Annotated in this window: 22 protein-coding genes; 13 read left to right on the top strand and 9 right to left on the bottom strand. The window is 64.9% G+C overall.

What is annotated here, in order from left to right; genetic code table 11:
- The first annotated feature begins 70 nt into the window (after positions 1-70).
- Positions 71-1,144, top strand: a complete 1,074-nt coding sequence (locus tag K289_RS0142190) for a hypothetical protein (RefSeq protein ID WP_027556787.1) — start codon at positions 71-73, stop codon at positions 1,142-1,144.
- Between the two features lie 122 nt (positions 1,145-1,266).
- Positions 1,267-2,250 (top strand): NAD-dependent epimerase/dehydratase family protein, encoded by a 984-nt coding sequence (locus K289_RS0142185; protein ID WP_027556786.1) that lies wholly within the window; start codon positions 1,267-1,269, stop codon positions 2,248-2,250.
- Between the two features lie 85 nt (positions 2,251-2,335).
- On the opposite strand, the gene K289_RS0142180 is transcribed toward K289_RS0142185, so the two are convergent.
- From K289_RS0142180 to K289_RS0142170, 3 genes are all read right to left on the bottom strand, one after another.
- Positions 2,336-3,679, bottom strand: coding sequence for a cytochrome-c peroxidase (locus K289_RS0142180; protein ID WP_027556785.1), 1,344 nt, complete (start codon positions 3,677-3,679; stop codon positions 2,336-2,338).
- A gap of 13 nt (positions 3,680-3,692) precedes the next feature.
- On the bottom strand, positions 3,693-5,411 hold the full coding sequence (locus K289_RS0142175) for a phospholipase C (RefSeq protein ID WP_027556784.1): 1,719 nt from the start codon (positions 5,409-5,411) through the stop codon (positions 3,693-3,695).
- Positions 5,412-5,592: 181 nt separating this feature from the next.
- The gene (locus K289_RS0142170) at positions 5,593-6,384 is read right to left on the bottom strand and encodes an ABC transporter substrate-binding protein (RefSeq protein ID WP_027556783.1); all 792 of its coding nucleotides are present in this window, start codon (positions 6,382-6,384) and stop codon (positions 5,593-5,595) included.
- Positions 6,385-6,635: 251 nt separating this feature from the next.
- On the opposite strand from K289_RS0142170, the gene K289_RS0142165 reads away from it, so the two are divergent.
- Positions 6,636-7,829: an efflux RND transporter periplasmic adaptor subunit gene (locus K289_RS0142165; RefSeq protein ID WP_027556782.1), complete on the top strand. Its 1,194-nt coding sequence runs from the start codon at positions 6,636-6,638 to the stop codon at positions 7,827-7,829.
- A gap of 12 nt (positions 7,830-7,841) precedes the next feature.
- Positions 7,842-11,000: an efflux RND transporter permease subunit gene (locus K289_RS0142160; protein WP_027556781.1), complete on the top strand. Its 3,159-nt coding sequence runs from the start codon at positions 7,842-7,844 to the stop codon at positions 10,998-11,000.
- A gap of 57 nt (positions 11,001-11,057) precedes the next feature.
- Here K289_RS0142160 and K289_RS0142155 read toward each other — a convergent pair whose 3' ends face one another.
- Complete coding sequence (locus K289_RS0142155; protein WP_027556780.1) at positions 11,058-13,325, bottom strand: cation:proton antiporter; 2,268 nt, start codon at positions 13,323-13,325, stop codon at positions 11,058-11,060.
- Between the two features lie 427 nt (positions 13,326-13,752).
- On the bottom strand, positions 13,753-14,925 hold the full coding sequence (locus tag K289_RS0142150; RefSeq protein ID WP_027556779.1) for an MFS transporter: 1,173 nt from the start codon (positions 14,923-14,925) through the stop codon (positions 13,753-13,755).
- 61 nt (positions 14,926-14,986) lie between these two features.
- Between K289_RS0142150 and K289_RS0142145 the strand changes: the two genes are divergently transcribed.
- Positions 14,987-15,784, top strand: a complete 798-nt coding sequence (locus K289_RS0142145; RefSeq protein WP_035688293.1) for a helix-turn-helix transcriptional regulator — start codon at positions 14,987-14,989, stop codon at positions 15,782-15,784.
- Positions 15,785-16,079: 295 nt separating this feature from the next.
- The gene (locus tag K289_RS0142140) at positions 16,080-17,432 is read left to right on the top strand and encodes a malonyl-CoA decarboxylase (protein WP_027556777.1); all 1,353 of its coding nucleotides are present in this window, start codon (positions 16,080-16,082) and stop codon (positions 17,430-17,432) included.
- 126 nt (positions 17,433-17,558) lie between these two features.
- Here K289_RS0142140 and K289_RS0142135 read toward each other — a convergent pair whose 3' ends face one another.
- The 4 genes from K289_RS0142135 to K289_RS0142120 all read right to left on the bottom strand — a co-directional run bounded on the left by K289_RS0142135 (position 17,559) and on the right by K289_RS0142120 (position 20,113).
- Complete coding sequence (locus K289_RS0142135; protein WP_035688291.1) at positions 17,559-17,801, bottom strand: DUF3297 family protein; 243 nt, start codon at positions 17,799-17,801, stop codon at positions 17,559-17,561.
- An 11-nt stretch (positions 17,802-17,812) separates the two neighbouring features.
- Positions 17,813-18,289 (bottom strand): glutathione peroxidase, encoded by a 477-nt coding sequence (locus tag K289_RS0142130; protein WP_027556776.1) that lies wholly within the window; start codon positions 18,287-18,289, stop codon positions 17,813-17,815.
- A 2-nt stretch (positions 18,290-18,291) separates the two neighbouring features.
- Entirely contained in the window at positions 18,292-19,692 is a 1,401-nt protein-coding gene (locus tag K289_RS0142125; RefSeq protein ID WP_027556775.1) for an amidase family protein, read from the bottom strand.
- A 163-nt stretch (positions 19,693-19,855) separates the two neighbouring features.
- Complete coding sequence (locus K289_RS0142120; protein WP_027556774.1) at positions 19,856-20,113, bottom strand: hypothetical protein; 258 nt, start codon at positions 20,111-20,113, stop codon at positions 19,856-19,858.
- Between the two features lie 262 nt (positions 20,114-20,375).
- Between K289_RS0142120 and pqqA the strand changes: the two genes are divergently transcribed.
- The 7 genes from pqqA (at position 20,376) to K289_RS0142085 (ending at position 25,619) form a co-directional block, all read left to right on the top strand.
- Positions 20,376-20,456: a pyrroloquinoline quinone precursor peptide PqqA gene (pqqA, locus tag K289_RS47460; protein ID WP_007595659.1), complete on the top strand. Its 81-nt coding sequence runs from the start codon at positions 20,376-20,378 to the stop codon at positions 20,454-20,456.
- Positions 20,457-20,572: 116 nt separating this feature from the next.
- Complete coding sequence (pqqB, locus tag K289_RS0142110) at positions 20,573-21,502, top strand: pyrroloquinoline quinone biosynthesis protein PqqB (RefSeq protein ID WP_027556773.1); 930 nt, start codon at positions 20,573-20,575, stop codon at positions 21,500-21,502.
- Positions 21,499-22,278, top strand: a complete 780-nt coding sequence (gene pqqC / locus K289_RS0142105) for a pyrroloquinoline-quinone synthase PqqC (RefSeq protein ID WP_027556772.1) — start codon at positions 21,499-21,501, stop codon at positions 22,276-22,278. Before pqqB ends, pqqC begins: the two co-directional genes overlap by 4 nt.
- Before the next feature lie 12 nt (positions 22,279-22,290).
- Positions 22,291-22,602, top strand: coding sequence for a pyrroloquinoline quinone biosynthesis peptide chaperone PqqD (gene pqqD, locus K289_RS0142100; RefSeq protein ID WP_027556771.1), 312 nt, complete (start codon positions 22,291-22,293; stop codon positions 22,600-22,602).
- The gene (pqqE, locus tag K289_RS0142095; protein ID WP_027556770.1) at positions 22,599-23,816 is read left to right on the top strand and encodes a pyrroloquinoline quinone biosynthesis protein PqqE; all 1,218 of its coding nucleotides are present in this window, start codon (positions 22,599-22,601) and stop codon (positions 23,814-23,816) included. The genes pqqD and pqqE overlap by 4 nt, the downstream gene beginning before the upstream one ends.
- Positions 23,806-24,792 (top strand): prolyl aminopeptidase, encoded by a 987-nt coding sequence (gene pip / locus K289_RS0142090; protein WP_027556769.1) that lies wholly within the window; start codon positions 23,806-23,808, stop codon positions 24,790-24,792. The genes pqqE and pip overlap by 11 nt, the downstream gene beginning before the upstream one ends.
- A 149-nt stretch (positions 24,793-24,941) precedes the next feature.
- Positions 24,942-25,619, top strand: a complete 678-nt coding sequence (locus K289_RS0142085; RefSeq protein WP_027556768.1) for a DUF4286 family protein — start codon at positions 24,942-24,944, stop codon at positions 25,617-25,619.
- Positions 25,620-25,660 lie beyond the last annotated feature (41 nt).

Below are 25,660 nucleotides of genomic sequence, written 5' to 3'. Positions count from 1 at the left end.
TCGCCAGCCCTCGCGTCTGATGCTTACGATCCCTTGGGCCATCGAATCGACGAGCCCTGGGGAACCCGCCATGGGACCGAGATGTCTTGCCGCCGCAGCGTTGGCGGCTCTTGCCTTTCTCTTCGCGGCGCCCGCTATTGGACAGCAGGCCGCGTTGACCGCCAAGCAATCGGATGCGCTCGCCGCCTATGATCGTGCGCTCGCAAGTTTCAAAGCAGTCCTCGCCGAGCGGCGCGGCCAGATCGAGGCGAAGCAGCCGCTGCCGAACCTGCCGGGACAGGCGCTCTATCTCGCGCGTGTCGCCGTAATCAGCAGCTACAAGGATCTCACGGACGCTGTCCCGTCCAGGATCGGCAAGCCCAACAAGTTCGAGATTCCGCCGGCCTATTTCGACGCCGAGATCGAGCCGCTGGTCGACGAATATGGGCGGCTGTTCGACATCATGGAGGCGCCGCCGGCCGACGCGCAGAACTCGGCGACGCCGTTCAAGGATGTCGTCGATCTCGCGGTTGCAATCGCCCGGGCCAAGGGACTGTCACCGGCGCAAGCTGACGCCGCCGGCCGCATCAGCCTGGGGCTGTTCTTTGCGGAGACCAACGGCAAGCAAAATGTCCGCAATGGGCGCTCGAACACCTACATGGGCAGCCTGCAGACGGGTCCGTCCGAAGACCGCAACGGCCGCAGGAAATGGGAGGCCATCAAGCCGGCGATCGCGGCGGCCGATCCCGACTTGAGCGCGCGCGATGACAAGGAAGAGGCGCGGGCCCGCGGCACCGATCACCGCTTCAATCACTGGACCAACGTGCGCGACGGGCTCATGAACGCGCATGCGGAGCTCTTCGCGGAGATCCCCGCGATCGTGAAGGTGCTGCCGGATCCGATCGACCAGATGAAGCTGTTCGAGCTGATCCAGATCGTCCCGACGCCGACGCGGTCGGCGCTGAGGTCGGGCAACCTGCTGGACTACAGGGTGTCCGATGCCACGGTCATGAGACATCTGCGCAACAACAGCATCTTCGCCTTCGGACAGGCCGACAGGGGGAGGACGTCGGCAAGCTTCCGCGATATCCTCGGCGCGATGTGGCTGTTCAACCGGAAGTTCGAGCGCGCGATGGCGAAATACGCGGAGATCAAGGCGCGGTAAGGATCGACAGGCCACAGGCGAGCCGATTCGACATCTGCCACCGGAAATTGCATGATCGTGATCCCAACTCTCGAGGCGCGGTCTTGGGAGCATCAGATGCTGCCATCCTAACGGGAAGTCTCATGCGCTTGCTCATTCTCGGCGGCAGCCAGTTTCTCGGCCGCGCAATCGCCGCCCATGCCTGCGCCGCCGGCCATGACGTCACCTGCGCGTCGCGCGGGCTTGCGGGGCCGATCGCGGCGGGCGCCCGCTTCGTTCGGATCGATCGCAATGTGGCGGACGGTCTTGCGCCGCTGACCGGCGAAGACTTCGACGCCGTGGTCGATGTCTCGCGGCATCCGGGCCAGGTCCGCCGCGCGGTCGCGGCGTTGAAGCGGCCGACGGTGCACTGGACTTTCGTCTCCACCGTCAGCGTCTATGCGGACAACCGCACGCCGGGGCAGCGCGCCGACACGGCGCCGCTGCGCGAGCCCGCCGCGCATGACGTCGAGCAAAGCACCGAGGCCACCTATGGTGCCGCCAAGGTCGCCTGCGAGAAGGCCGTCGGCGACGATGCCTTCATTTGCCGGGCGGGCCTCATCGCCGGGCCGGAGGATCCGACGGGACGGTTCGCCTATTGGCCGGCACGGCTCGCCCGCGGCGGCGAGGTGCTCGCGCCGGGAACGCCGGACGATGCCGTTCAGTTCGTCGACGTGCGCGATCTCGCGCGATGGATCGTGCATGCGGCGGCGGTCCGCCTGACCGGCACCTATGACGGAATTGGACCGATCCTCACCCGCGGTGAACTGCTGGCCGCTTGCGCATCCGCGGTGGGGTCATCCAGCACCTTCACCTGGGTCGACCGCACATTCCTCGAAGCGCACGACGTCAAACGTTGGGCGGGCCCACGATCGCTGCCGCTGTGGCTTCCCCTGCCCGACTTCGCCGGCTTCATGACGCGCGAGACCTCGCCGGCGCGCGATGCCGGCCTGACGTCGCGGCCGCTGGCGGTCACTGCGCGCGACACGCTTGACTGGCTTCGCACCAGCAATGGGCCGGTCGTCGGCCTCAGCGCTGATGAAGAGCAGGCCGTGCTCGCCGCATGGCACGCAGCCAAAGCGACTTAAAGCGCGATGAAAGTCATCGCGCTTTAGCTTGTTGTTTGAGCATGATCTTTCCGGAAAAGCACTGCACACTTTTCCGGATCATGCTCTAATTCTGCGCCTTGTAGCCGTCCGTCAGCGTCTTCAGGAAGGCGATGATGTCTTCCTCGTCCTGCTCCGTCACCGCCGGCTTGTCGCCGAGATGGCGATCGAAGGGCGGATCGCTGACATCGACATTGGCGCGATACTTCGCCGGCAGGTCGTCGTATTTCTGCACGGTGCCGTCGGCGGAGCTCGGGAAGACCTTTTCCGGATTGGTATCGCGAAAGTTATAGAAATCGAGCACGTCCTTCAGGCTGCGGAAGACGCCGTTGTGGAAGAAGGCGTGGCGGGTTGCGGTATTGCGCAGCGTCGGCGTCAGGAACATGCCGCAATATTGCGTCTGCTCGGCGACGTCGGTGCGCTGCGGGCCGCAGACGCCGAGGTCGAAATGGCCGGGATCGCGATTGCCCTCGAGCGCGGCGTTGCGCGGCGCGCCGAGCGCCTCGTATTGGTGATCAGTGAAGAGCGGCGGCAGCCCGTCGCGGGTCGGCGCCGAAGTGTGGCAGCCGGCGCAATTGGCCTTGTCCGGATCGTTGAAGAGTTGCAGGCCGCGCAGCTCACTCTCGCTGAGCCGCGCCTTGCCCTCGAGCCAGTGGTCATACTTGCTGCTGTAGGGATGAAAGCTCACCTCTTCGACCTGATAGCGGGCGACGGCGAACATCGCTTCCGCCACCAGCAGCCGCTGATTGTCGAGGACGCGGGCCCCGAACAGCTCGACGAAGCGCTGGACGTAGGGCGCGCGGCGCAGCTTGCCTGCGACCACTTCGACGCTGCCGCCATCCATCTCGTTGGGATCGAGCAGCGGAAACAGCGCCTGCTCCTGCAACGTGTCGGCGCGGCCGTCCCAGAACAGCCCGCCTTGCGGCACGATATTCGCCGCCGCTCCTGTGCCGCCTGCGGTTTTCGTCGCGCGTGCGCTCTGCGCGCCGAGCGCGGCCATCTGCGCGAGGTCGATGATGTTGTCGTCATCGCCCTTGTCGGGGCCGATGCTGAAATTCGGGTGACGCTCGAGATAGGTCAGCGACGGCACCGCGCGGGCGCCCTGGCGCGCCAAGGTGGCGCCACCGAGCATGACCGGCCCGTCATTGGGCGGTCCGTAAGCGTGATCCGGGCTGTGGCACGATGCGCATGACAACGCGCCGGACGACGAGAGCGATGCGTCGTAGAAGATGTCCTTGCCGAGCTGCGCCATCGCCGAGAGCGGAGCCGTGGGCGGACGCCTGAGATGAACCGGATTCGGGTTCGCGCCCGCCAGGCTCGCCTCTGCAAGTCCTTGTGTCTCGACGGCAAAGACGGCGCCGGCCAGAGCGAGCAGGCCGGCGCCGAGAAGCCACAAAATGCGGCTGTTCATATGACCAATGGTCCTAGTGGTGGTGATGCTCGTCCGGCGGGCTGACGATCGGCGTGCCGGAGGCCGGATCGAGGAACAGCATATCCGCACGGAGGTCGCGGCCATGGTCCTGATCGAAGTCGAACAGGTCCATGATCGAGCCGGCGCTGGCGTCGAACGAGCCGCCGCCGAGACGCTCGCCGCGCAGCCAGTTGTCCTCGATGAACCGCACCACGGAAGCCTGCGAAATGTAGGTGCTGCTCACGTGGTTGTTCTTGGCGAAGGGCGAGACCACGATGAAGGGAATGCGCGTGCCCGGACCGCAGCGGCCGTTCACGGGCTTGCCGTTCAGCCCCTTCGGCTGGGGCTGCTTGTCGGCGCCGAGACCGCAGAGGCCCGGACCGTTGACCTGATCGGCGGTCGGATCATACGAGGCGCTCTTCGGCGCAACGTACTGGTGATCGTACCAGCCGTCGGAGTCGTCATAGGTGATGATGACGGCGGTCTCGCGCCACTCCGGCTGCTTCTGCAGGAAGTTGATCAGCTCGGCGTTGCCGACCTGCTCGTCGAGCGGATCGGAGTTGCCGGGATGACCGTCCTGGAAGGCCGGCATCTTGATGTAGGAGACGGCCGGGAAGTTGCCCGCCTTCACCGCGGCGTAGAAGTCCTCGATATCGTAATTGTGATTGGCCGGATCGACGGTCTTGCCGTCCATCGCATAGGTATGGCCGACGGCCTGGACCGAGCTCGGCCGCGCATGGGTCGGATTGGCGGTCGATTTGTAGTACTGGAACCAGGCATGGTGCGGAATGTAGTCCACGATCGTGCCGTTGACGTTGCCCGAGAAGGTGCTGCGGCCGCAGCCGGTGGTGCCGTTGTCGTTCTTGAGCGTCAGGTCGAAGCCGCCCATGAAGCTGCCCCAGCTGATGTGCTCGGCACTGAGCAGGTCGCCGATGTTCTTGCCGTCCATCAGGACCGTGCTGGTCGTGCTCGAGCAGGTATCGTTGCCCGGATCGGTATCGCCGATCAGCGTCAGGCCGCCCTGCCCGTCAGGAACGGTCTGCGTGGACGTGCCGACGATGTTCTTCGCACCGTTGTTCTGGCCCGCGATCACCGCGAGCGCGCCCGGCGTCGACGGACCGAAGGTGTCGGTCCAGGCATTGTCGCTCATGGCGAAGTGCTGCGCGTAATTCCAGAAGGCGGTGACGGTGTTGCCGTCGAAATAGCCCATCACCTGACCGTTGGTGCCGAAGACGCCGGCGCCGCCGGCGGTGCCGCGGCCGGTGAACTCCGGGAACAGGTCTTCCTTGCCGTTGTCGACGGCCTTCTGCTCGGGCGTGTAGGCGTGGTTCTGCGAGCGCGTGTTGGCCTGGGTGCGGTCGAGACGGAACGGGTCGGTCGCGCCGGCGCCGTTGGCTTCGTTGAGGTTCGGGTTGTTCACCAACAGGTTGGCATTGGCGAGGTTGTTCACCTTCGGCGTATGCGGCTTCGGCACGAAAGGAATCGAGCCCGACGGATTCGCCGCATTCGGATAAGTCGCGAAGTAGTGGTCGAACGAGCGGTTCTCGTTGAAGACGATCACGAGGTGCTTGATCGGCGTTTCCGTATGAATGTTGTGCGGATGGCGGTGGCGATCCTGATCGTGTCCGCGATCTTGATCGCGACCGAAATCGTCCGCGAGGACCGGAACGCTGCACGCAAGTGTCGTCGCGGCTGCGAAAACCGCAGCCGTTGAAAGAAGTTTGGATTTCATCGCTGTTTTGCCCCGAAGGAATGAAGCCGACGTCGGGAACGCTAACGACGAGCAATGACAGGGCTGTGTCAGTTTGACGCGTGAGACACTTTGCGCACTATTCAGTCAGATATTTTTACGATCGCGCCAGGAAGCTGCGCGCACATGATCAAGAGATGACAGGATCAAGACAACGGCAGCGCTACTCGGTGCGGATCGGCGAGTCCTTCAAGCCATTATTATCATAGGCCTTGCGCAGCGTGCCATTCGTCGTCGCCTCCGTCATGAACTTGGTGACGAACGCCAGCGCCTGCGGATGGTCGAGGGGCACGGCGACGGCCGTCACGGTCTTCTTGAAGGTCTCGTCCAGCACGCGCGTGCCGGGAATCTTCTGCGCCATCTTGTTGAGCTGGTCGCGTGACAGCGCGAAGGCGTCGACCCCGCCGCTCTTCAGAAGCTCGAAGATCTCATCATAGGTCTGATAGCCAGTGACCTTCGCACTCTTCAGATGCGCGATCGCGCCGCGCATCGTGGTCGTGTTGTTGACCGCCGCAACCTTGGTGGCGGGCTGGTCGAGCGCGGCGAAGCTGGTGATATCGGAGCCGGGCCTGACGATGTAGGTGGCATCCGCGACCTCGTAGATCGGACCGAACATCATCTTGCTCTCGCGCTCGGGATCCTTGGGCAGAAAGGTAACGTCCCAGGTGCCTTTCGCAGCTGCGTCGGTGATCTGTCCGGAATTCTGGTGCACGACAAATTCGACGGGCACGCCGACCTGAGCGGCCATCTCCTTACCCAGATCGACGGGCACGCCGGCATAGCCGGACTCGGTCTTGGTCGACCAGAACGCGCCGCCCGCCGGGCTGATTGCGATCGCGACCCGCAGCTTGCCGGTCGGTGCAATCTCGTCCTTCAGGCCGTCGGCTAGCGCGGGCATGGCGATCGCGGCCGCGAGAGCAAGGCCGGCGCAGGCCGACCAGAGTGGCGTTGGCATGTCATTGTTCTCCTCGGCACTTCTTCTTTTCTGCCCGCGTCCATTTTCATCGCACGGCCCCAGACACAATTCTGGTCGATCATGCGCCCGGTGAAAAGCCGTTTGTCTTTATTTTGGCGCATGACAAACCTGTCAGAAGCCACGCGTCCCGCTGCAGTGCAAGGCCGCGGACTGCCATGGCTATGGTGTTCCACGGCTGGTCATTTGTTGATAGCCTGCCGCACCGACAGACAGCCATCGGGGGCCACCGAATGACGCGCGCCAATTCCGCCAGTCCCGTTCGACACAACGGACGATGGGGACATATCGGACCGGCGCTGGCCGCCGCAGTGGCCGTGGTCGCGCTCGCCGGCTGCGAGGACAAGAACACGTTCGTGGCGCCGCCGCCGCCCAAGGTGGACGTCGCAACGCCCGTGCAGCGTTCGGTAACGCGCTATATCGAGGCGACCGGCAACACCGCGCCGATCAAGAGCGTCGATCTCGTGGCGCGCGTGCAGGGCTTTCTGCAATCGATCGACTACCAGGACGGCACCTTCATCAAGCAGGGCACCCAGCTCTTCACGATCGAGCCGGAGACTTACAAGCTGAAGCTCGAGCAGGCGCAGGCGGCCGAAATCGGCGCGCAGGCCACGCTCAAGCAAGCCGAAGCCGATTTCAAGCGGCAGGCCGAGCTCGTGCAGCGCCAGGCAGTCTCGCAGTCCACCCTCGACACCTCGACATCCACCCGCGACAACGCCCAGGCCAACCTCCAGCAGGCCCAGGCCAATACGAGGCTTGCCGAAATCAATTACGGCTATACCAAGGTCAGTGCCCCGTTCGACGGCATCGTCAGCGCGCACCTGGTCTCGATCGGCGAGCTCGTCGGCGTCTCCTCCCCGACCCAGCTCGCGACCATCGTCGCGATGGACCCGATCTATGTGAACTTCACGGTCAACGAGCAGGACGTCCTGCGCATCCGTGCCGAAGCGCGCCGCCGCGGGCTGACCATCGCCGACCTGAAGCAGCTGCCGGTCGAGATCGGCCTGCAGACCGAGACCGGCTATCCGCATGAGGGCCGTCTCGACTATGTCTCGCCGACCCTCAATTCATCGACGGGCACGCTCGCGGTGCGCGGCTTGGTGCCGAACGACAAGCGGGTGTTGCTGCCCGGCTATTTCGTGCGCGTCCGGGTTCCCTCCGACGAGGACAAGAATGCCCTGCTCGTTCCCGACACCGCGCTCGGCAGCGACCAGGGCGGCCGCTACCTCCTCGTGGTCAACAACGACAACATCGTCGAACAGCGCAAGGTGCAGATCGGTCAGCAGGACAACGGACTGCGCGTGATCGAAGGCGGCCTGAAACCGGACGACCGCGTGGTGATCGCAGGGCTGCTGCGGGTGATTCCGGGGCAGAAGATCGATCCTCAAGTGGCGAAGATCGAGCAGCCGCAGGCGTCTGCCAAGTAGGAGCCGCCGGCCATGATCTCAAAATTCTTCATCGAGCGGCCGGTCCTCTCGAACGTCATCGCGCTTCTGATGATCCTGATCGGCGGTGTGGCGCTGTTCAACCTCGCCATCGCGCAATATCCGGACGTAGTGCCGCCGACGGTGCAGGTCACGACGCGCTATCCCGGCGCCAGCGCCAAGACCGTGATCGACACCGTCGCGCTGCCGATCGAGCAGCAGGTCAACGGCGTCGAGGACATGCTCTACATGCAGTCCTACAGCGGCTCCGACGGCACCTATACTCTGACCGTCACCTTCAAGATCGGCACCGATCTCAACTTCGCGCAGGTGTTGGTGCAGAACCGCGTCTCGAGCGCGCTGTCGCAGTTGCCGCAGGCCGTGCAGAACCAGGGCGTCACCGTGCAGAAGCGGTCGACCTCGATCCTCCTGTTCGTGACGCTGACCTCGCCGGACTCCCGGTTCGACAGCCTCTTTTTGAGCAACTACGCCACCATCAACATCCGCGACGAGCTTTCGCGCCTGCCCGGCGTCGGCAACGTCACGGTGTTCGGCGCCGGCCAGTATTCGATGCGGGTGTGGCTCGATCCCAACAAGCTCCTGGCCCGCGATCTGGTGCCGCAGGACGTCATCAACGCGATCCAGCAGCAGAGCCAGCAGGTCTCCGCCGGCCAGGTCGGCGCGCCACCGACGCCGCCGGGACAGGCGTTCCAGTACACACTCAACGTCAACGGCCGGCTCGACGACACCACCCAGTTCGAGAACATCATCGTCAAGACCGGCTCGAGCGGCGACGTCACGCGCGTGCGCGACGTCGGCTGGGTCGAGCTCGGAGCGCAGACCTACAGCCAGATCTTCTCGCTCAACAAGCAGCCCGCGACCGGCATCGGCGTGTTCCAGTCGCCCGGCGCCAACGCGCTCCAGGTCGAGCAGGCCGTCGAGAAGAAGATGGCGGAGCTCGCCAAGCGATTCCCGGAAGGCATCAAATACGACACGCCGTTCGACACCACCAAATTCGTGCAGGCCTCGGTGCACGAGGTCTACATGACGCTGATCGAGGCAGGCCTGCTGGTGCTGGTCGTGATCCTGGTGTTCCTGCAGGACTGGCGCGCGATGCTGGTGCCGGCGACGACGGTGCCGGTCACCATCATCGGCGCCTTCGCCGCGATGGCGGCGCTCGGCTTCACCATCAACATGTCGACGCTGTTTGCGATCGTGCTCGCGATCGGCATCGTGGTCGACGACGCGATCGTCGTGGTCGAAGGCGCCGCTCACAACATCGAGCAGGGCATGAACGGCCACGACGCCGCGATCAGGGCGATGGACCAGCTGTTCGCTCCGATCGTCGGCATCACGCTGGTGCTGATATCGGTGTTCCTGCCGGCCTCGTTCCTCGCCGGCCTCACAGGGCGCATCTATTCGCAATTCGCGCTGGTGATCGCCGCGACCGCGCTGCTCAGCGCCATCAACGCAGCGACGCTGAAGCCGACGCAGTGCGCGCTCTGGCTGCGGCCGGCGGTGCCGCCGGAGCAGCGCAATTTCTTCTACCGCGGCTTCAACGCCGTCTATAACCGCGTCGAGCGAGGCTATATCCGGCTGATCGGCGCCCTGGTCAGGAACGCCACGGTCTCGGTCGCGGTAGCATTGGTCCTGATCGGGATCGGCGGCTATGGCCTGTCGCGGGTGCCGACCGGCTTCCTGCCGATCGAGGACCAGGGCTATCTGATCGCCGCCGTGCAGCTGCCCGACGGCGCCTCGCTCGAGCGAACCCAGACGGTACTCGACAAAGCGAGCGAAATCATCCGACAGACGCCGGGCGTCCAGCAGGTCATCACCATTGCCGGAATCTCCGCGCTCGACAACAGCGCGAGCCTTGCCAATGCCGGCGTCGCCTACATCATCCTGAAGGACTGGGAGGCGCGCGGCAAAGGCGAGGATCTGCGCTCGCTGGTGTACGGGCTGAACGACAAGATGGCGACCATCATGGAGGCGCGCACGCTGGTGCTGCCGCCGCCGCCGATCCAGGGCATCGGCAACGCGGCCGGCTTCTCGATGCAGGTGGAGCTGCGCGACGGCAACAGCGACTTCGCAAAGCTCCAGGCGATCACCGGCGCGATGGTCTCCAACGCCCAGAGCCAGAGCGCGCTGCAGCGCGTCTCGTCCTCGTTCCGCTCGTCGGTGCCGCAGTTCAATGTCGAGATCGACCGCGTCAAGACCCAGACGCTGCATGTGACGACGGACCAGGTGTTCTCGGCGCTGTCGACCTATCTCGGCTCGTCCTACGTCAACCAGTTCAACAAGTTCGGCCGCGTGTTCCAGGTCTATACGCAGGCCGATCCGGCGTTCCGCGTCACCGAGCGCGACATCGCCAACATGCAGGTGCGCAACTCGAACGGCGACATGATCCCGATCGGCACCGTTGCCCAGATCACGCCGGCAACCGGGCCGTCGCTGATCAGCCTCTACAATCTCTATCCGTCGTCGACCATCGTCGGCCTGCCGGCGCAGGGCTACTCCTCCGGCCAATCGCTTGAGCTGATGGAAGAGATCGCGGACAAGACGCTGCCGCCGGGCACCGGCTATGAATGGACCGCGATGTCCTATCAGGAGAAAGCCGTCTCCAACCAGATCTACTGGGTGTTCGGCCTCGCGATGCTGCTGGTCTATCTCGTGCTCGCCGGCCAGTACGAGAGCTGGTACGCGCCGATCTCGGTGATCCTGGCGGTGCCGCTGTCGCTGATCGGGCCGATGCTGATCCTCAACGGCCTGAAGATCGACAACAACCTCTATTGCCAGATCGGCCTGATCCTCCTGATCGCGCTGTCGGCCAAGAACGCCATCCTGATCGTCGAGGTCGGGCTCGAGCTGCACGTCCGCGACGGCAAGCCGCTCCTGGAATCGGCGATCGAGGCGGCGCGCGCCCGCTTCCGCCCGATCCTGATGACCTCGTTCGCCTTCATCCTCGGCGTGGTGCCACTGGTGCTCGCGACAGGCGCCGGCGCCAGCGCGCGCAAATCGATCGGCATCACGGTGTTCTCGGGCATGCTGGCCTCGACCTGCCTCGCGGTGCTGTTCGTTCCGGCCTTCTTCGTGGTGGTGCAGCGCTTCGAGAACTGGCGCTCCTCGAAGAAGAAAGCGCCGCTGGCGCAGCCGGCCGCGGAGGTGAAGTCCTAAAGCACGGCGAGATCGTCCGCTCCTTACCTCTCCCCAGCGGGTAGAGGTGAACCGAGTTCAGGCCTTCTCCGCTGACGCCGGGCGAGCTTCGCCGCTCGACACCAGGAGAACCGAGGCCTTCGATTGTCTGAGCACGGCGTTGGCGACGCCGCCGAAGGAGAGGTGATCGGCCTGGATCCGGTCGACGCCCATGACCACGAGATCGACATCCGTGGTTTCGATCTCGCGCAGGATCGCAGCTTCAGGTGCCCGGTTGACGGGCAAGGTCGTTGTGATCTCGACCTCGTAGCGGGCGGCGAGGTCGCTGGTGTCCTTGAGGATGCCCGCCTCCCGGCTCAGGCCGCGCGACGTGCCGCGCTGCGCGCCCTTGTCCCGTGTCGTCGCCACATAGATTACGCGGAGCGAGCCTGATCCGGCCTGCGCCAGCGCGACCGCGACCTCGGCGCCGCGCTTGGAGACGCCGCTGCCCGAGACCGGCACGAGGATGTTGAGCGTATCGGGCATCGGCTGCTTGAGGTGCTTGCCCTTCGCCGCGACGATCGCAAGCGGCCCTTCGAATTCCGCGGCGATATCCTCGATCCTCCGATCGAAACGATCCTTGGTCGCGATGACCTTGTCGACGCCGACGACCAGGAGATCGAAACCCTTGCGCGCTTCATCGGCGATCGTCTCGCCCAGCTCCGCCCGTCCGGTACGGGTGATGACATCGACGCTGCCGGCATCTGCCTTGCCATGGTCCGACACCGCTTCAGCCGCCTTCTTCACCACGGTTTCGTGGCTCTCCTCCTGGTCCCGCCCCTTCTCCTGCTCGTTCGCGCGCCGGCCGATATGCAGCACGGTGATCGGCAGGCCGCGCATGCCGGCAATCAGGCCCGCGACGTGGGCGGCAAAGGTGGCGTTGACGCTGTCGTCCACTGCCAATAAGGGCCGCTCGAGATTGGCGACGAAACCGCGCCTCTCGAACTCCTCGCGCTCCAGCCGCTCCTTCTCGTCCCTGCTCATCGGCAGTTCGGCGAGCGCCGCGCGCAGCATCGGCGGCATCGCCATCGTCGTCACGATCGCCATCGTCACGATCATCGTGAACAGGTTCTGGCTGAGCACGCCGATGGAAAGACCGATGGTGGCGATGATCACCTCGGTCGAGCCGCGCGCGTTCATGCCGCTCGCGAGCGCCAGCGACTCCCGGTAGTTCAGGCCGCCCACGGTGCCGCCGACGAAGGCGCCGCCGAACTTGCCGACGCTGGCGATCAGAACCAACAGGCCGGTGAGCATCAGGAGATCGGGATCACGCAGCACCGAGAGATCGGCGTTGAGCCCGGCAAGGCCGAAGAACACCGGCATGAAGAAGCTCGAGATCAGCCCGCGCAGGCGCTCGTCGATCTGCCGGGTCAGGATCGGGGATTCGCCGACCAGGATGCCGGCGACGAAGGCGCCGAGCACGGTGTGCACGCCGATCAGATGCGTGATCAGCGCCATGGTGCCCATCAGCAGCAGGATCACGGTGATGACGGGCGCGGTGCTGACCAGGGTGTCGTTGGCCCAGCGGATGAGATGAAACACCAGGCGGCGGCCGATGGTGAAGCTGACGACGAGGAAGGCCAGCGTGCCCAGCACGGCCTTGGCGACCGAGACCACGTCCAGCGTGCCTTGCGAGGCCAGGCTGAAGATGACGGCGATGATGATCCAGCCGATGGTGTCGTCGATCACGGCGGTGGCGACGATGATCTGCCCGACATTGCGCCGCATGAAGTTCATCTCGCGAACGACTACCGCGACGATCTTCACCGACGAAATCGACAGCGCCGTGCCCATGAACAGCGAGGCCACCAACCTCTGCTGCGGATTGGGCAGAAGCGCATCGGGCAGGAACTCGCCGAGCACGAAGCCGCAGGCGAAGGGAACGACGATGCCGGCGATCGAGATCGCGATCGCCGCCCTGCCGATCTTCCTGACCAGCTTGAGATCGGTCTCCATGCCGGTCAGCAGCAACAGGAGCAGGATGCCGAACTGGGCCACGCCGTCGATCATCGCCTTCTGCTCGGGCGTCTTCGGGAAGATCGCCTGTTGCGCCTCCGGCCAGATCCAGCCGAACAGCGACGGCCCGAGCAGGATGCCGGCGAGCAGTTCGCCGATCACCGAGGGCTGGCCGATGCGCTGCATGAGCTCACCGAGACCGCGGCCCACGGCAATCAGGAGCACGATCTGCGCCACCAGGAGGAATTCAGACGGACCTGTGGATCTGCCGCCCTCGGCGCTGGCCGCGATGGTCGTAAGGGCAAGCGCCGCGGGGACGAGGCCGACCGGTCGGAGCAGACTCCACTGCATGCAGGTGTCGTTCCCCTTCATTCGCCTCGGCAACGTGCCGGTAGCGACTGGGGATAGAACCCGCTGGAGGCGAAGGGAGTTCCCGCCTCCGCGCCAGGGGTACGGCGCATCACCAAAAAACGCGAAAACAACCCCATGCAAAGTAGAACGACGCCGCCGGCGGCGACCCCAAAGGCGCGCCAAGAACGCGTTTGACATGTCGGGCAAAACACCAGCACTATTGCATCATGGGCCGGCATGAGCGACGCGCCGCCACATCCCCTGTCATTGTGAGCGCGCGCCTCCGTCATTCCGGGGCGTCGCGCAGCGACGAGCCCGGAATCCATTTGCCCACGGTCTCTGCGGCCCGATGGATGCCGGGCTCGCGCCTGTCGGCGCGCCCCGGAATGACGAAAGGAGCGAAGCGACCCAGTATCCTTCCGCGGCGTTACGCCGGCTGCGGCGTTCTGATCTCGCGGGGCAGGATGATCGCCGCCGCGATCGCCAGCAGGCAGAGACCGGCAAAGGCTTGCAGCATGGTGACGAAACCGCCCTGCTCGTAGAGCCAGGCGACGAGGCCGACGGAGGCACCGGCCGCGGTGAAGCCGACGAAGTAGCGCACCGCATAGGCGCGTGAGCGCCACTCCTCCGTGGTGTACTTGCCGACCATCGCGTCGTTGACGGTGACCTGCCCGAATGCGCCCATGACGATGCCGATCGAGACCACGATCAGCGGCAGGTTGGACAGGCTCGCCGCCAGATACAGGAACGGCGCCAGCATGAAGGACAGCGGCAGCGCCACCGTTTTCAGCGAGTAATGGTCGAGCAGCCGGCCGATCGTGTACTGCGTCATCGCGCCGAACACGTAGACGCCGGCCGCGATGACGCCGAGCAGCGCCGGGCTCCTGGTGAGATCGGCGAGCCGCTCCGCGAACAGCTTTGGCAGCGCGACCGTGACGGCGTTGAACGTCGTCGAGATCGCAATCACGACAATCAATAGCGACAAGACCACGCGCCACATGTCCTGCTTCGCCACCCGCGCCTGGGCTGCCGCCTGCTTGCTGCCCTTGCGATCCTCGTGCACGACGGTCATCGCGAAGGCGATGCCGATCAGCACGGTGACCACGCCCGGGACGATGAAGGCGTAGCGCCAGCCGAGATATTGGCCGATCACGCCGGTGACCAGCGCCGAGGACGCGACGCCGAGATTGCCCCAGACGCCGTTCAGCCCCATCTCGCGGCCGAGCTTGTCGGCGTAGGACACGATCATCGCGGTGCCGACGGGATGGTAGATCGAGGCGAAGATGCCGATCGCGAGCAGCGCCGCGCCGAGCTGCGTCGGCGTCTGCACGAAACCGACCGAGATCATGGAGGCGCCGATGCCGATGAAGAAGATCAGCATCATGTGGCGGCGGCTCCAGCGGTCCCCGAGCCAGCCGGTGAGCAGCGATCCCGCGCCGAAGGCGACGAAGCCGGGCGTCGCGTAAGGGAGGAGCTCCGAATAGGCCATGCCGAGCGCCGGCCCCATGATGATCACGGCGGCGGCAAAGATCAGCATTGAATAATGGTCGATGAAATGGGCTCCGTTGACGAAGCCGATCACCCGGCCGGGGCTGTTCATAGACGAGTCCTCTCCTGCTCCGAAATCGGTTATATGTCGGGGCCATGACGGGATGCTGCCAATGACTGTCGTCGAAACGCCAATCAAGGAAGTCCGCGGCAACCACCGCTCGACCGCGGGCGTCCACCTGGTCGCGCGCGACTATCCCAGGGGCTTGCGGCTCGACCCGCACAAGCATCGAGAGGCGCAGCTCGTCTACGCCGCCAAGGGAACGATGCAGGTGACGACGCCCAAGGGGCGCTGGCTGGTGCCACCGGACCGCGCGGTATGGGTCCCGGCCGGGCTTGAGCACGCCATCGACGTGCTCGCCGACATCGAGATGCGCACGCTCTATTTCGACCTGCCCTGGCTGAAGCGCGAGCAATGCGACGAGGGCCTGACCAAGGAGTTCGTGGTGCGGGTGTCGCCGCTGCTGCACCAGGCGATCCTGGCACTGTTTGATTCCCGCAATACGTCAGAGCGCACCGAGCTCCTGGTCCGCCTGGTGATGCTGGAACTGCACCAGGCCGAGGATTCCGCGACCTTCGTGCCGCTGCCGCACGAGCCACGCTGCCGGCGCGCCGCGATGATCGTGCTCGACGATCCCACCGGCCTGCACGACATCGACACGCTGGCGCGCGAAGTGGGAACTTCCGCGCGGACACTGTCGCGATTGTTCTCCACGGAGACGCAACTGAGCTTCAAGAGCTGGTGTCAGCGCGCCCGGATCGCCGCCGCGATCCAGCGGCTCTCGACCGATGCCGGCGTCTCGGTCAAGCAGCTCGCCGCTCAGCTCGGCTATGCCAGCGTACCCGCCTTCTCCGCCGCCTTCCGTCAGGTGACCGGACGGACGCCGACGGAGTTTGCGGGAAAGAGCTAGTGTTGTGACTCTAACAGTTCACTCCGTCATTCCGGGCCCGAGCGCAGCGAGGGAGCCCGGAATCCATAGCCACCAGCCGTGGTTATGGATTCCGGGCTCGCCGCTTCGCGGCGCCCCGGAATGACACTGAGTGGTTCAGACGTCAGAGACGCCGGGCATGGCAGCTTTCATGACGACTTTCTTGGAACGCATGACATAGCTTAAGATGCCCAACTCCTGCGCTTGATTGTGATCGGCTTCCGCCTAAATCCCGTGTAAGCTTCTGCAGCGCACAAACCGGATTCGAAAAGCCCAGATGGCCAACGCCTATTTCTCCGACCTGCTCGCCACGATCTCCGAGCGCGGCCGCACGCTGCTTCGCCGGGGCGATTCCTCCAACACCAAGCATGACGCCGACGGTCTCGTCGAGCTCTGCGAAGCGCTGCTGTCGGGACGGGGCGAAGCCTCCGGGACCGCCATGGCGCGCGAGGTGCTCGACCTCTACCAGGATCTGGATGCGACAGGACGCCGCGCCTTTTTCGAGGCGCTGGTGCGCGACTTCGGCCCGGACCGCGAGCGTTTGACCAAGGCGATCGAAAAATGGCGCGCCAAATCCGGCGACGAGGACGCGAGCTCCGTGCATTTCGCCTCGGAGCCGCGCCGGCAGGAATTGATCCGCCGCCTCAACCGCACGCCCGGCGGCACCGGCGATCTCGTCAACATGCGCGCCGACCTGCTCGGCATGATGAACGGCCACGCCGATCTCGCCGCGCTCGACCGCGACGTCGTCCATCTCCTCTCTTCGTGGTTCAACAGGGGGTTTCTCGTGCTGCGCAGGATCGACTGGTCGACCCCGGCCAACATCCTCGAAAAGATCATCCGCTATGAAGCCGTGCACGAGATCAGCGACTGGGACGATCTGCGCCGCCGCATCGATCCGGTCGATCGCCGCTGTTACGCGTTCTTCCATCCTGCGATGGTCGACGAGCCCCTGATCTTCGTCGAGGTGGCGCTGACCGAAGCCATTCCCGGCGCGATCGCGCCGCTGCTAGCCGTCGACCGCCAGCATCTGCCAATCGAGCGGGCGCGCACCGCCGTGTTCTATTCGATCTCCAACACCCAGCGCGGCCTCGGCGGCATCTCCTTCGGCAGCTTCCTGATCAAGCAGGTGGTCGAGGAATTGCGCCGCGAATTGCCGCGGCTCGACAGTTTCGTGACGCTGTCGCCGGTGCCGGGCTTCATGCAGTGGGTGAAGCAGGACAAGGACCTGCCGCTATCGGACGATGATCGCGAGTTGCTGAAGCAACTCGACGAGCCGAAATGGTTCGAGAATGCAGACGTGACCGCGCAGCTCCGCGCCGTGCTGGAGCCGCTTGCGGCCCACTACTTCCTGAAGGCGCGCACGTCGAAGGGCCGGCTGATCGACTCGGTCGCCCGCTTCCATCTCGGCAACGGCGCGCGGCTCGAGCGCATCAACTGGCTCGGTGACCTCTCGTCCAAGGGCGTGCGCGAGTCCGCCGGCGTCATGGTCAACTATCTCTACCGCCTCGACGACATCGAGAAGAACCACGAGGCCTACGCCAATGACGGCGAGGTCGTGGCCTCCGGCGCGGTGAAGAAGCTGCTCAAGGGCGAAGGACGAAGGCTGCTGGACATGCGGCTGTCGTAGGGGGCATCCCTCTCGTGCCCCACCGTCATTGCGAGCGCAGCGAAGCAATCCAGGCTGTCACCGCGGAAAGATTCTGGATTGCTGCGCTCCGCTCGCAATGACGCGTGGAGAGAGTGTGCGCCGCGCTTACTTCTTATCCCTGAAATACGGCTCCACAGGCCCATGCACCTTGATGGTCAGAGGGTTGCCGTAGCGGTCCTTGGCGTTGCCCGCGGCGACGCGGACCCAGCCTTCGCTGATGCAGTATTCCTCAACATTGGTCTTCTCGATGCCCTTGAAGCGGATGCCGACGTCGCGCGACAGGATATCCGCGTTGTAATAGGGGCTGTTCGGATCGACCGACAGGCGGTCCGGAAATTCGTCGCTCATGATTGTCTCGCTCACAACAGTGTTTCGATTTGATTCCGCAGTCCTTCGGGCCGTGCGGTCGGCGCATAGCGCGCGATCACCTTGCCGGCGCGGTCCACCAGGAACTTCGTGAAATTCCATTTGATGGAGGCACCCAGCAGGCCGGATTGCTGGTGTTTCAGGTACTCATACAGAGGATGCGCATTGGCGCCGTTGACGTCGATCTTCGCGAACAGCGGGAAGGTGACGTCGTAGTTCGTCGAACAGAACGCCTGGATCTCGCCCGCCTGCCCCGGCTCCTGCCCGCCGAACTGATTGCAGGGAAAGCCGAGCACCGAGAAGCCGCGCGGAGAGAAGTCGCGGTAGAGATCCTCGAGGCCGCGATATTGCGGTGTGAAGCCGCATTTGCTCGCGGTGTTGACGATCAACAGCACCTGTCCTTCGAAGCGCCGCATCAGCACTTCCTCGCCGGCGAGCGAGTTGGCCTTGAATTCGTAGATCGCAGACATCGCTAGCTCACGGGGTCGATGGGCGACGGCGGCACGCCGCCTGCCTCGATCGCCTCGCCCGCAAGCAGGCACAAGTCCTCGCGGTAGCGCCCGGACACGACTTGCACGCCGACGGGCGCTTTGCCGACGAGACCGGTCGAGACCACGAGGCCCGGCAGTCCCATGAACGGAATGGCGATCTGCGGCAACTGCGCCTCCCAGACGCGCTTGAAGGACTCGTCATCCTTGCGGTCGAGATGGTCCGGGAATGGCAGTTCGCCGGAGACCGGCGTCAGCACCACCGCATATTGTTCGAGGAACAACATCCAATCCCGGGTCAGCGTGGCGCGGCGGGTCAGCGCCTTCGCGTAGGCCGCCTGGTCGAACGGCGTGACCTTGGCGCGGTTGCCGCGCAGGCACGCAAGCGCACCGGGGTCGCCCTCGCGCTCGGCCATTTCAAGCTGTGCCTCGTAGCCGTCGCCGAGCCACAGCTTTGTCTGCCACTCGACCGCCTCGCGCATCGGTGGCGTGTTCTCGATCACATCGACGCTCCAGCCCGCACGCTCCAGCCGCTTGCCGGCATCGCTCACGGCTGCCTTCACCTCCGGCGTGGTCGCAAGCCCGTCCGGGTTGAGGCAGAGCGCGGCGCGCTTCGGCCGCGCCGCGCCTTCCAGCGGCGCCGGCACCCACCAGGGATCGCGGATGTCGCGCGCCGACATCGCGGCGAGCGAAATCCGCAAGTCGTTGACGGTGCGCGCCAGGGGGCCCGACACCGCGGTGATCTGCGGACCGATCGGGCGCTCCGGCAGCGCCGGGTTGAAGGCGGGAATGCGGCCCATGGTCGGGCGCAGGCCGTGCACGCCGCAGGCATAGGCGGGATAGCGGATCGAGCCGGCGATGTCGGTGCCATGGGCGATATGGCCGATGCCGGCCGCGACCGCCGAGCCGGCGCCGCCCGAGGAGCCGCCCGGCGTCAGCGAGGCATCACGGGGATTCTTGGTGTCGCCATGGACGAGGTTGGTGGTGAACCAGCGATAGGAGAAGGCCGGGCAATTGGTGCGGCCAAGCAGGATGGCGCCCGCTTTGCGGAAATTGGCGACCACCGGATTGTCCTCGCGCGCGATCAGGTCGCGCTGCAGCTTGAGGCCGTTGGTGGTGGCAAAGCCGACCTGGTCGACATTGGCCTTGATGGTCACGGGTACGCCGGCGAGCACGCCCGGGTCCTCGCCGCGGGCGATCGCGGCATCAATGACATCGGCCTGCTTGAGCACGTCGTCGGGCCTGTGGTCGACCACGGCATTGAGCCTGGGATTGACGGCATCGAGCCGGGCCAGCCCCGCCTGCGCAGCCTCCCTGGCCGAAACCTTCCGGGATTTGACGAGGGTGGCGAGGTCGGCGGCCGACAGGCGCCAGAGGTCTTGCATGACGTGCTCCGTTTGACCGGCGTGTTTTAGCGCCGGCAACGCGGCAAAGCCATGCGGATTTCGCAGGGGCGAAAGTGGGGCGGATTGCCACATTTTCCGTCATTGCGAGCGAAGCGAAGCAATCCAGAGTCTGTCCGAGGAAATAACGGCGGGGAGAGAAGCCCTAATGCCGGGTCGCGGTGCGATCCGGCATGTCCAGGAGCGCTTCGGTGAAGGGAAACTCCAGCACGATCTCGCCATCGACGTCGGTGACCTCGATGACGGCCTCGAGGAGGGCCGGCTGGGCGCCTTCCGATTTCACCACTTCCAGGATCATCTGACGGGCGACCTCCCAGGCGCGATCGGGGTTGCGCAGGTCCTCGCCGTCAGGATCCACGATCAATTCGTCGCCGATGCGGGTGTTGAAGAAGTATTTGGGCATCACGGAAGTCCACTTGGGTCGGCTGTAGCGGATTGAAAGCTGCAGTGCACTCACAACTGCTTTATCAGGACAGGGTTCGCGACCGAATGCGCCTTCCGCAAGGCAGCCTCGCCTGAAGCGGCGTTCCGCGGTCGTTTTCGCAACGCAGCAATTCCTCGTCTACTACCTAGGTCCCGTAAGATTTAACTGGCGAACTTCTCCGCCCGCACTAATTTAGTCTCTGGGACGATACGTCCAAATTCGCGCAATTGGAGAGCCAAAAATGGCCTGGAAAGCCCCGAAGATCGTTGAAGTGCCCTGCGGTATGGAAATCAACATGTATGTGAGCGCCACCCGCAAGTAAGGGCTGGCGAGTTCGCGTTCAGCGAGGTGGATCTTTCGGTCACGATGCGTTTCCGGAAGACAGAATTTGTGTCGGCCTGAGATCCACCACGCGACGTTACCTCCAGGAGACGGATCATGCTTCGCGTCGTCGTCCTGGGCGCCGCAGCGGGCGGCGGAGTCCCGCAATGGAATTGCGGATGCGAGGGCTGCCGGGCGGCCCGTGCGAGCGGCCATGAGCTGCAACGAACCCAGGCATCGGTCGCCTTCAGCGGCGATGGCGCGCACTGGTTCCTGATCAACGCGTCGCCCGACCTCAGACAGCAATTGAACGCCACGCCGCAGTTGCATCCCAAGGCGGGCGCATTGCGCCACACCCCGATCGCCGGCGTAATCCTGACCAACGGCGAGGTCGACGCGGTCGCGGGCCTGCTCTCGATGCGCGAGGGCTCGCCCTTCACGATCTACGCCCATGAGAAGGTGCTGGCGATCCTCAAAGCCAACAGCATCTTCAACGTGGTGAACGAGAAGAACGTGGGGCGCCAGCCGATCGGCATCCGCGAGCCGTTCGAGCCGCGACTGCCGGATGGCGCGCGTTCGGGTATCGAGGTGCTCCCCTTCGCGGTGCCCGGCAAGTCGGCCTGGTATCTGGAAGGCAAGGCGCATCCGGGCGGCGAGACCGGCGACGGCGATACGCTGGGACTGAAGATCACGGACAAGTCGACCGGCAAGAGTTTTTATTTCCTCGCCGCCTGCGCCGAGGTGACCGATGCGCTCAAGGCCGAGATCGATGGCGCCGCGCTGGTGTTCTTCGACGGCACGGTCTGGCAGGATGACGAGATGATCAGGTGCGGCCTCGGCCACAAGACCGGCAAGAGCATGGGACACGTCGCGATGTCCGGCGGCGATGGTGCGATCGCGCGGCTCGCTGATCTCAATATCGACAGGAAGATATTTCTGCATATCAATAACTCGAATCCGGCGCTGCTGCCCGGCTCAATCGAGCGCAAAGCCACTGAGCAGGCGGGCTGGCAGATACCCGCTGACGGAACGGAGATCGTGCTGTGAATGCCGCGTCACTGACAGGAATGACCGCCCTCTCGATCGGCAAGGATTTGACGCTCAACTCGGCCGAGGAACTCGAGGCGACGCTGCGCCATATCGGCGCGACGCGTTATCACAGCCTGCATCCGTTCCATAAGCTCTTGCACGGCGGCAAGCTGAACAAGGGCCAGGTGCAGGCCTGGGCGCTCAACCGCTACTATTACCAGAGCACGATCCCGATCAAGGACGCGGTGGTGATCTCGCGCTTCCGCGACCGCGCCACGCGGGTGGAATGGCGCCATCGCATCGAGGACCATGACGGCGACGTCGGCTCTGAAGGCGGCATCGAGCGCTGGCTCAAGCTGACCGAGGGCCTCGGCCTCGACACCGCCTATGTGGAATCGACCGAAGGCATCTTGCCAGCGACCCGCTTCGCGGTGGAAGCCTATGTCCACTACTGCCGCGAAAAAAGCCCGCTGGAGGCGATCGCCTCCTCGCTCACCGAGCTGTTCGCGCCAAATCTGCACGAAGAGCGCATTTCCGGCATGCTGGAGCATTACGACTTCGTCAATCCGGACATCATGAGCTACTTCAAGCGTCGCCTGACGCAGGCGCCGCGCGATGCCGGCTTCGCGCTCGACTATGTCAAGGCGCATGCGAAGACGCCCGAGCAGCGCGCATCGGTCTGCAACGCGCTGATCTTCAAGACCAACGTGCTGTGGGTGCAGCTCGATGCGCTCTACCACGCCTATGTCGAGGGCCACACTCCGCCGGGCGCATTCGTGCCCAAAGCGAGCTAAGAGGAACGAGCGATGGCCGGGCCGCGTCATATCAGCGTCAGCGAAACGAGCCGGCCCGTGCTGCCGCGGCATGCCAAGCTGAAATATGACGAGACGCGACAGGTCTGGGTGATCCTGGCACCGGAACGGGTGCTGGCGCCGGACGAGATCGCGGTCGAGGTTTTGCAGCTCTGCAATGGCGAGCGCAACGTCGGCGACGTCGCCGATCAGTTGGCCGCGAAATATGCCGCGCCGCGCGATGCGATCCTCACCGACGTCATCGCCATGCTGCAGGATCTCGCCGACAAGGGCTTTCTCACCGAAGTCCGGGAGAAGACACCATGAGCGATGTGCTCGGCAACCCCATCATCCCGCCCGACGCCAGCGACAGTCTCGCGGTGCTGGAGAAGCAGCGCTCGACGGCGGAGACGTTCGGCATTCCGCTCGCCGTGCTGCTCGAAATCACGCATCGCTGCCCGCTGCAATGCCCCTACTGCTCCAACCCGGTCGAGCTCGATCGCGCCGGCAAGGAGCTGACCACCGAGGAATGGAAGAAGGTGTTGAGCGAGCTCGCCGAGATCGGCGTGCTCCAGGTCCACTTTTCCGGCGGCGAGCCGACGGCGCGGAAGGACCTCGTCGAACTCGTCAAGCATGCGAGCGACGTCGGCCTCTACACCAACCTGATCACCTCGGCCGTACTGCTGACGCGCGGCAGGCTGAGCGAGCTCGCTGATGCCGGGCTCTGCCACGTGCAGATCAGCTTCCAGGGCACGGAAGATGGTCTCTCCGATCGCGTCGCCGGCTACAAGGGCGCGCATTACAAGAAGCTCGAGGTCGCGAAGTGGACGCGCGAGCTCGACCTGCCGCTCACCGTGAATGCGGTGATGCATCGCCAGAACCTGCACCAGCTCCCCGACATCATCCAGATGGCGGTCGATCTCGACGCCGACCGGCTCGAGGTCGCAAATGTGCAGTATTACGGCTGGGCGCTGAAGAACCGCGCCGCGCTGATGCCGACGGTGGCGCAGCTCGATGAGACCACGCGCATCGTCGAGGAGGCGCGCGAGCGGCTCAAGGGCACGCTCGCAATCGACTATGTTGTGCCGGACTATTACGCGCTGCGGCCGAAGAAGTGCATGGGCGGCTGGGGCCGGCAGTTCTTCAACATCTCGCCGGCCGGAAAGGTGCTGCCCTGCCACGCCGCCGAGAGCATCACCGGGCTCGACTTCGAATCCGTGCGCTCCAACCATTCGATCGCCTGGATCTGGCAGAACTCCGACGCCTTCAACCGCTATCGCGGCACCGGCTGGATGAAGGAGCCTTGCAAGACGTGTGAGTTCCGCGAGATCGATTTCGGCGGCTGCCGCTGCCAGGCCTTCGCGCTGACCGGCGATGCCGCCAACACCGATCCCGCCTGCGCATTGTCGCCGCTGCACGAGACCATCTTCAAGCAGGCCGAGCGCGAGGCCGAGGGCGAGACCAACCGCTTCCTCTACCGCAACTTCGCCGGAGGCACGTTGGAAGCAGAGACTTCGGAGAACGGCGAGAATGGCGCCTGACGCCGACGCGGTCAGTTCGGTCAAGCGCGCCGATCCCTTCGCGCCGCTGACCTCCGAGATGCTCGACGTCGGCGACGGCCACGAGCTCTACGTCGAAAGCGTCGGCCGCGCCGACGGCATTCCCGCCGTCTATCTCCATGGCGGCCCCGGCAGCGGTTGCCAGCCCGATCATCGCCGGCTCTTTGATCCCGAGCGATTCTGCGCCGTGCTGTTCGACCAGCGCGGCTGCGGCCGCAGCCGTCCCAAGGGATCGCGCGCCGACAACACGACGGCGCATCTGATCGCGGACATGGAGAAGATCCGCGAGAAGTTCGGCTTTGCGCGCTGGATGGTGGTCGGCGGCTCCTGGGGCGCGACGCTGGCGCTGGCTTATGCCGAGGCGCATCCCGAGCGCGTCTGTGGCATCGCGCTGCGCGCGACCTTTCTGGGCACGCGGGCCGAGGTCGAGACCGGCTTCACGACCCGCCTGTCGCAATTCTATCCCGCGCTCCACCAGGATTTTCTGAGCGTGCTGCCTCCGGAGGAGCGCGCGCGGCCGGTGGATGCCTATTGGCGCCGCATCCTCGATACCGACCCGGCCGTGCATGGCCCCGCCGCGCGGGCCTGGCACGACACCGAGCGCATTTTGTCGGAACACAAGCCCGCAAAGACGCGGCTCGACCTCGCCTCGCTGAACGTCTGGCGTACGCTGCCCGCGACGCCGTTCATGGAAGCGCATTACTTCGTCAACGACAGCTTCATGACCGAGGACCAGTTGTTGCGGAACGCCGGCAGGCTCGCCGGCATTCCCGGCATCATCATCCAGGGCCGCTACGATTTGCTGTGCCCGCCTGAGACATCGCAGGCGCTCGCGAAAGTCTGGCCGGGTTCCGAGATTCGCATCGTGGAAGAAGCTGGCCATTCGCTCTATGATGCCGGCGTGAGGGACGCGGTCATGAAGTCGATCGCCGACCTCGCGTCGAAAGCCGCACGATAAGAACTATCCCCTCATCCTGAGGAGCGCGCTTGCGCGCGTCTCGAAGGATGAAGGCCGGGATGCAGCAGCGGGGCCTTCATGGTTCGAGACGCCGCTTTGCGGCTCCTCACCATGAGGGTCATGGTTCGCATGGGAAGGACAACAAGAAAATGCCGCTCGCCGGGAAAGGCATGCTGCTGACGTCGATGGATATCGACGCAGCAGATGAAGCCGATTTCAACCGCTGGTACGATCGCGAACATCTGGAAGAGCGCGTTGCGATCGAGGGTTTTCTGGAAGCGCGGCGCTATGTCGCGCACGCCGCCCATCCCAAATATCTCTGCCTCTATTCAACCGCGACGCTCGACGTGCTGGACAGCCCGGCCTATCGGGCGCGGCTCGCCAACCCAACCGACTGGTCGCGCCAAAGCATGGCGCGTTTCAAGAACATGCTGCGCGTGGTGGCGCGCATCACGATCAGCAACGGTGCGGGACGCGGATCGGCGCTCGGCGTGGTGCGGCTGCGCCCAGTGCCCGACAACGCCGGCGAATGGCGTGATGCACTGCGGAAGAAATTGGCGCCGGAGAAGTACGACGGCATCATCTCCATGCATCTGCTCGAAAGCGAGCCGAAGCTTTCCGGCGCGACAGCGGAGATTCCGGCCACGCGCAACGAAGGCGCGCGCGACTGGTTCGTGCTGATCGACGGCACGCAGGTCAGCGCTGTCTCGACCATCATCGCCGAGCGCTTCACCGGACCTGCTGCGTCGCCCTTACCGCTTCCCGTCTCCGTCGGCACCTACCGCCTGATGTGGGACCTCGCCAAGAGCGATATCTCGCACGGCTGATGCCGTCACACGCATCGCGACATGCTGCACCGCCGCATTCG

Origin of the sequence: Bradyrhizobium sp. Cp5.3 (assembly GCF_000426265.1) — a bacterium.
GTDB classification, from domain to species: domain Bacteria; phylum Pseudomonadota; class Alphaproteobacteria; order Rhizobiales; family Xanthobacteraceae; genus Bradyrhizobium; species Bradyrhizobium neotropicale.
The sequence above is the reverse complement of the archived record's forward strand: the minus strand, read 5'-3'. Positions and strand labels throughout refer to the sequence as shown.

Excerpts from the sequence above, each read along its gene's own strand:
- K289_RS0142190 (WP_027556787.1), top strand. The coding sequence starts at position 71 with ATGGGACCGAGATGTCTTGCCGCCGCAGCGTTGGCGGCTCTTGCCTTT.
- K289_RS0142185 (WP_027556786.1), top strand. The coding sequence starts at position 1,267 with ATGCGCTTGCTCATTCTCGGCGGCAGCCAGTTTCTCGGCCGCGCAATC.
- K289_RS0142180 (WP_027556785.1), bottom strand. The coding sequence starts at position 3,679 with ATGAACAGCCGCATTTTGTGGCTTCTCGGCGCCGGCCTGCTCGCTCTG.
- K289_RS0142175 (WP_027556784.1), bottom strand. The coding sequence starts at position 5,411 with ATGAAATCCAAACTTCTTTCAACGGCTGCGGTTTTCGCAGCCGCGACG.
- K289_RS0142170 (WP_027556783.1), bottom strand. The coding sequence starts at position 6,384 with ATGCCAACGCCACTCTGGTCGGCCTGCGCCGGCCTTGCTCTCGCGGCC.
- K289_RS0142165 (WP_027556782.1), top strand. The coding sequence starts at position 6,636 with ATGACGCGCGCCAATTCCGCCAGTCCCGTTCGACACAACGGACGATGG.
- K289_RS0142160 (WP_027556781.1), top strand. The coding sequence starts at position 7,842 with ATGATCTCAAAATTCTTCATCGAGCGGCCGGTCCTCTCGAACGTCATC.
- K289_RS0142155 (WP_027556780.1), bottom strand. The coding sequence starts at position 13,325 with ATGCAGTGGAGTCTGCTCCGACCGGTCGGCCTCGTCCCCGCGGCGCTT.
- K289_RS0142150 (WP_027556779.1), bottom strand. The coding sequence starts at position 14,925 with ATGAACAGCCCCGGCCGGGTGATCGGCTTCGTCAACGGAGCCCATTTC.
- K289_RS0142145 (WP_035688293.1), top strand. The coding sequence starts at position 14,987 with ATGACTGTCGTCGAAACGCCAATCAAGGAAGTCCGCGGCAACCACCGC.
- K289_RS0142140 (WP_027556777.1), top strand. The coding sequence starts at position 16,080 with ATGGCCAACGCCTATTTCTCCGACCTGCTCGCCACGATCTCCGAGCGC.
- K289_RS0142135 (WP_035688291.1), bottom strand. The coding sequence starts at position 17,801 with ATGAGCGACGAATTTCCGGACCGCCTGTCGGTCGATCCGAACAGCCCC.
- K289_RS0142130 (WP_027556776.1), bottom strand. The coding sequence starts at position 18,289 with ATGTCTGCGATCTACGAATTCAAGGCCAACTCGCTCGCCGGCGAGGAA.
- K289_RS0142125 (WP_027556775.1), bottom strand. The coding sequence starts at position 19,692 with ATGCAAGACCTCTGGCGCCTGTCGGCCGCCGACCTCGCCACCCTCGTC.
- K289_RS0142120 (WP_027556774.1), bottom strand. The coding sequence starts at position 20,113 with ATGCCCAAATACTTCTTCAACACCCGCATCGGCGACGAATTGATCGTG.
- pqqA (WP_007595659.1), top strand. The coding sequence starts at position 20,376 with ATGGCCTGGAAAGCCCCGAAGATCGTTGAAGTGCCCTGCGGTATGGAA.
- pqqB (WP_027556773.1), top strand. The coding sequence starts at position 20,573 with ATGCTTCGCGTCGTCGTCCTGGGCGCCGCAGCGGGCGGCGGAGTCCCG.
- pqqD (WP_027556771.1), top strand. The coding sequence starts at position 22,291 with ATGGCCGGGCCGCGTCATATCAGCGTCAGCGAAACGAGCCGGCCCGTG.
- pqqE (WP_027556770.1), top strand. The coding sequence starts at position 22,599 with ATGAGCGATGTGCTCGGCAACCCCATCATCCCGCCCGACGCCAGCGAC.
- pip (WP_027556769.1), top strand. The coding sequence starts at position 23,806 with ATGGCGCCTGACGCCGACGCGGTCAGTTCGGTCAAGCGCGCCGATCCC.
- K289_RS0142085 (WP_027556768.1), top strand. The coding sequence starts at position 24,942 with ATGCCGCTCGCCGGGAAAGGCATGCTGCTGACGTCGATGGATATCGAC.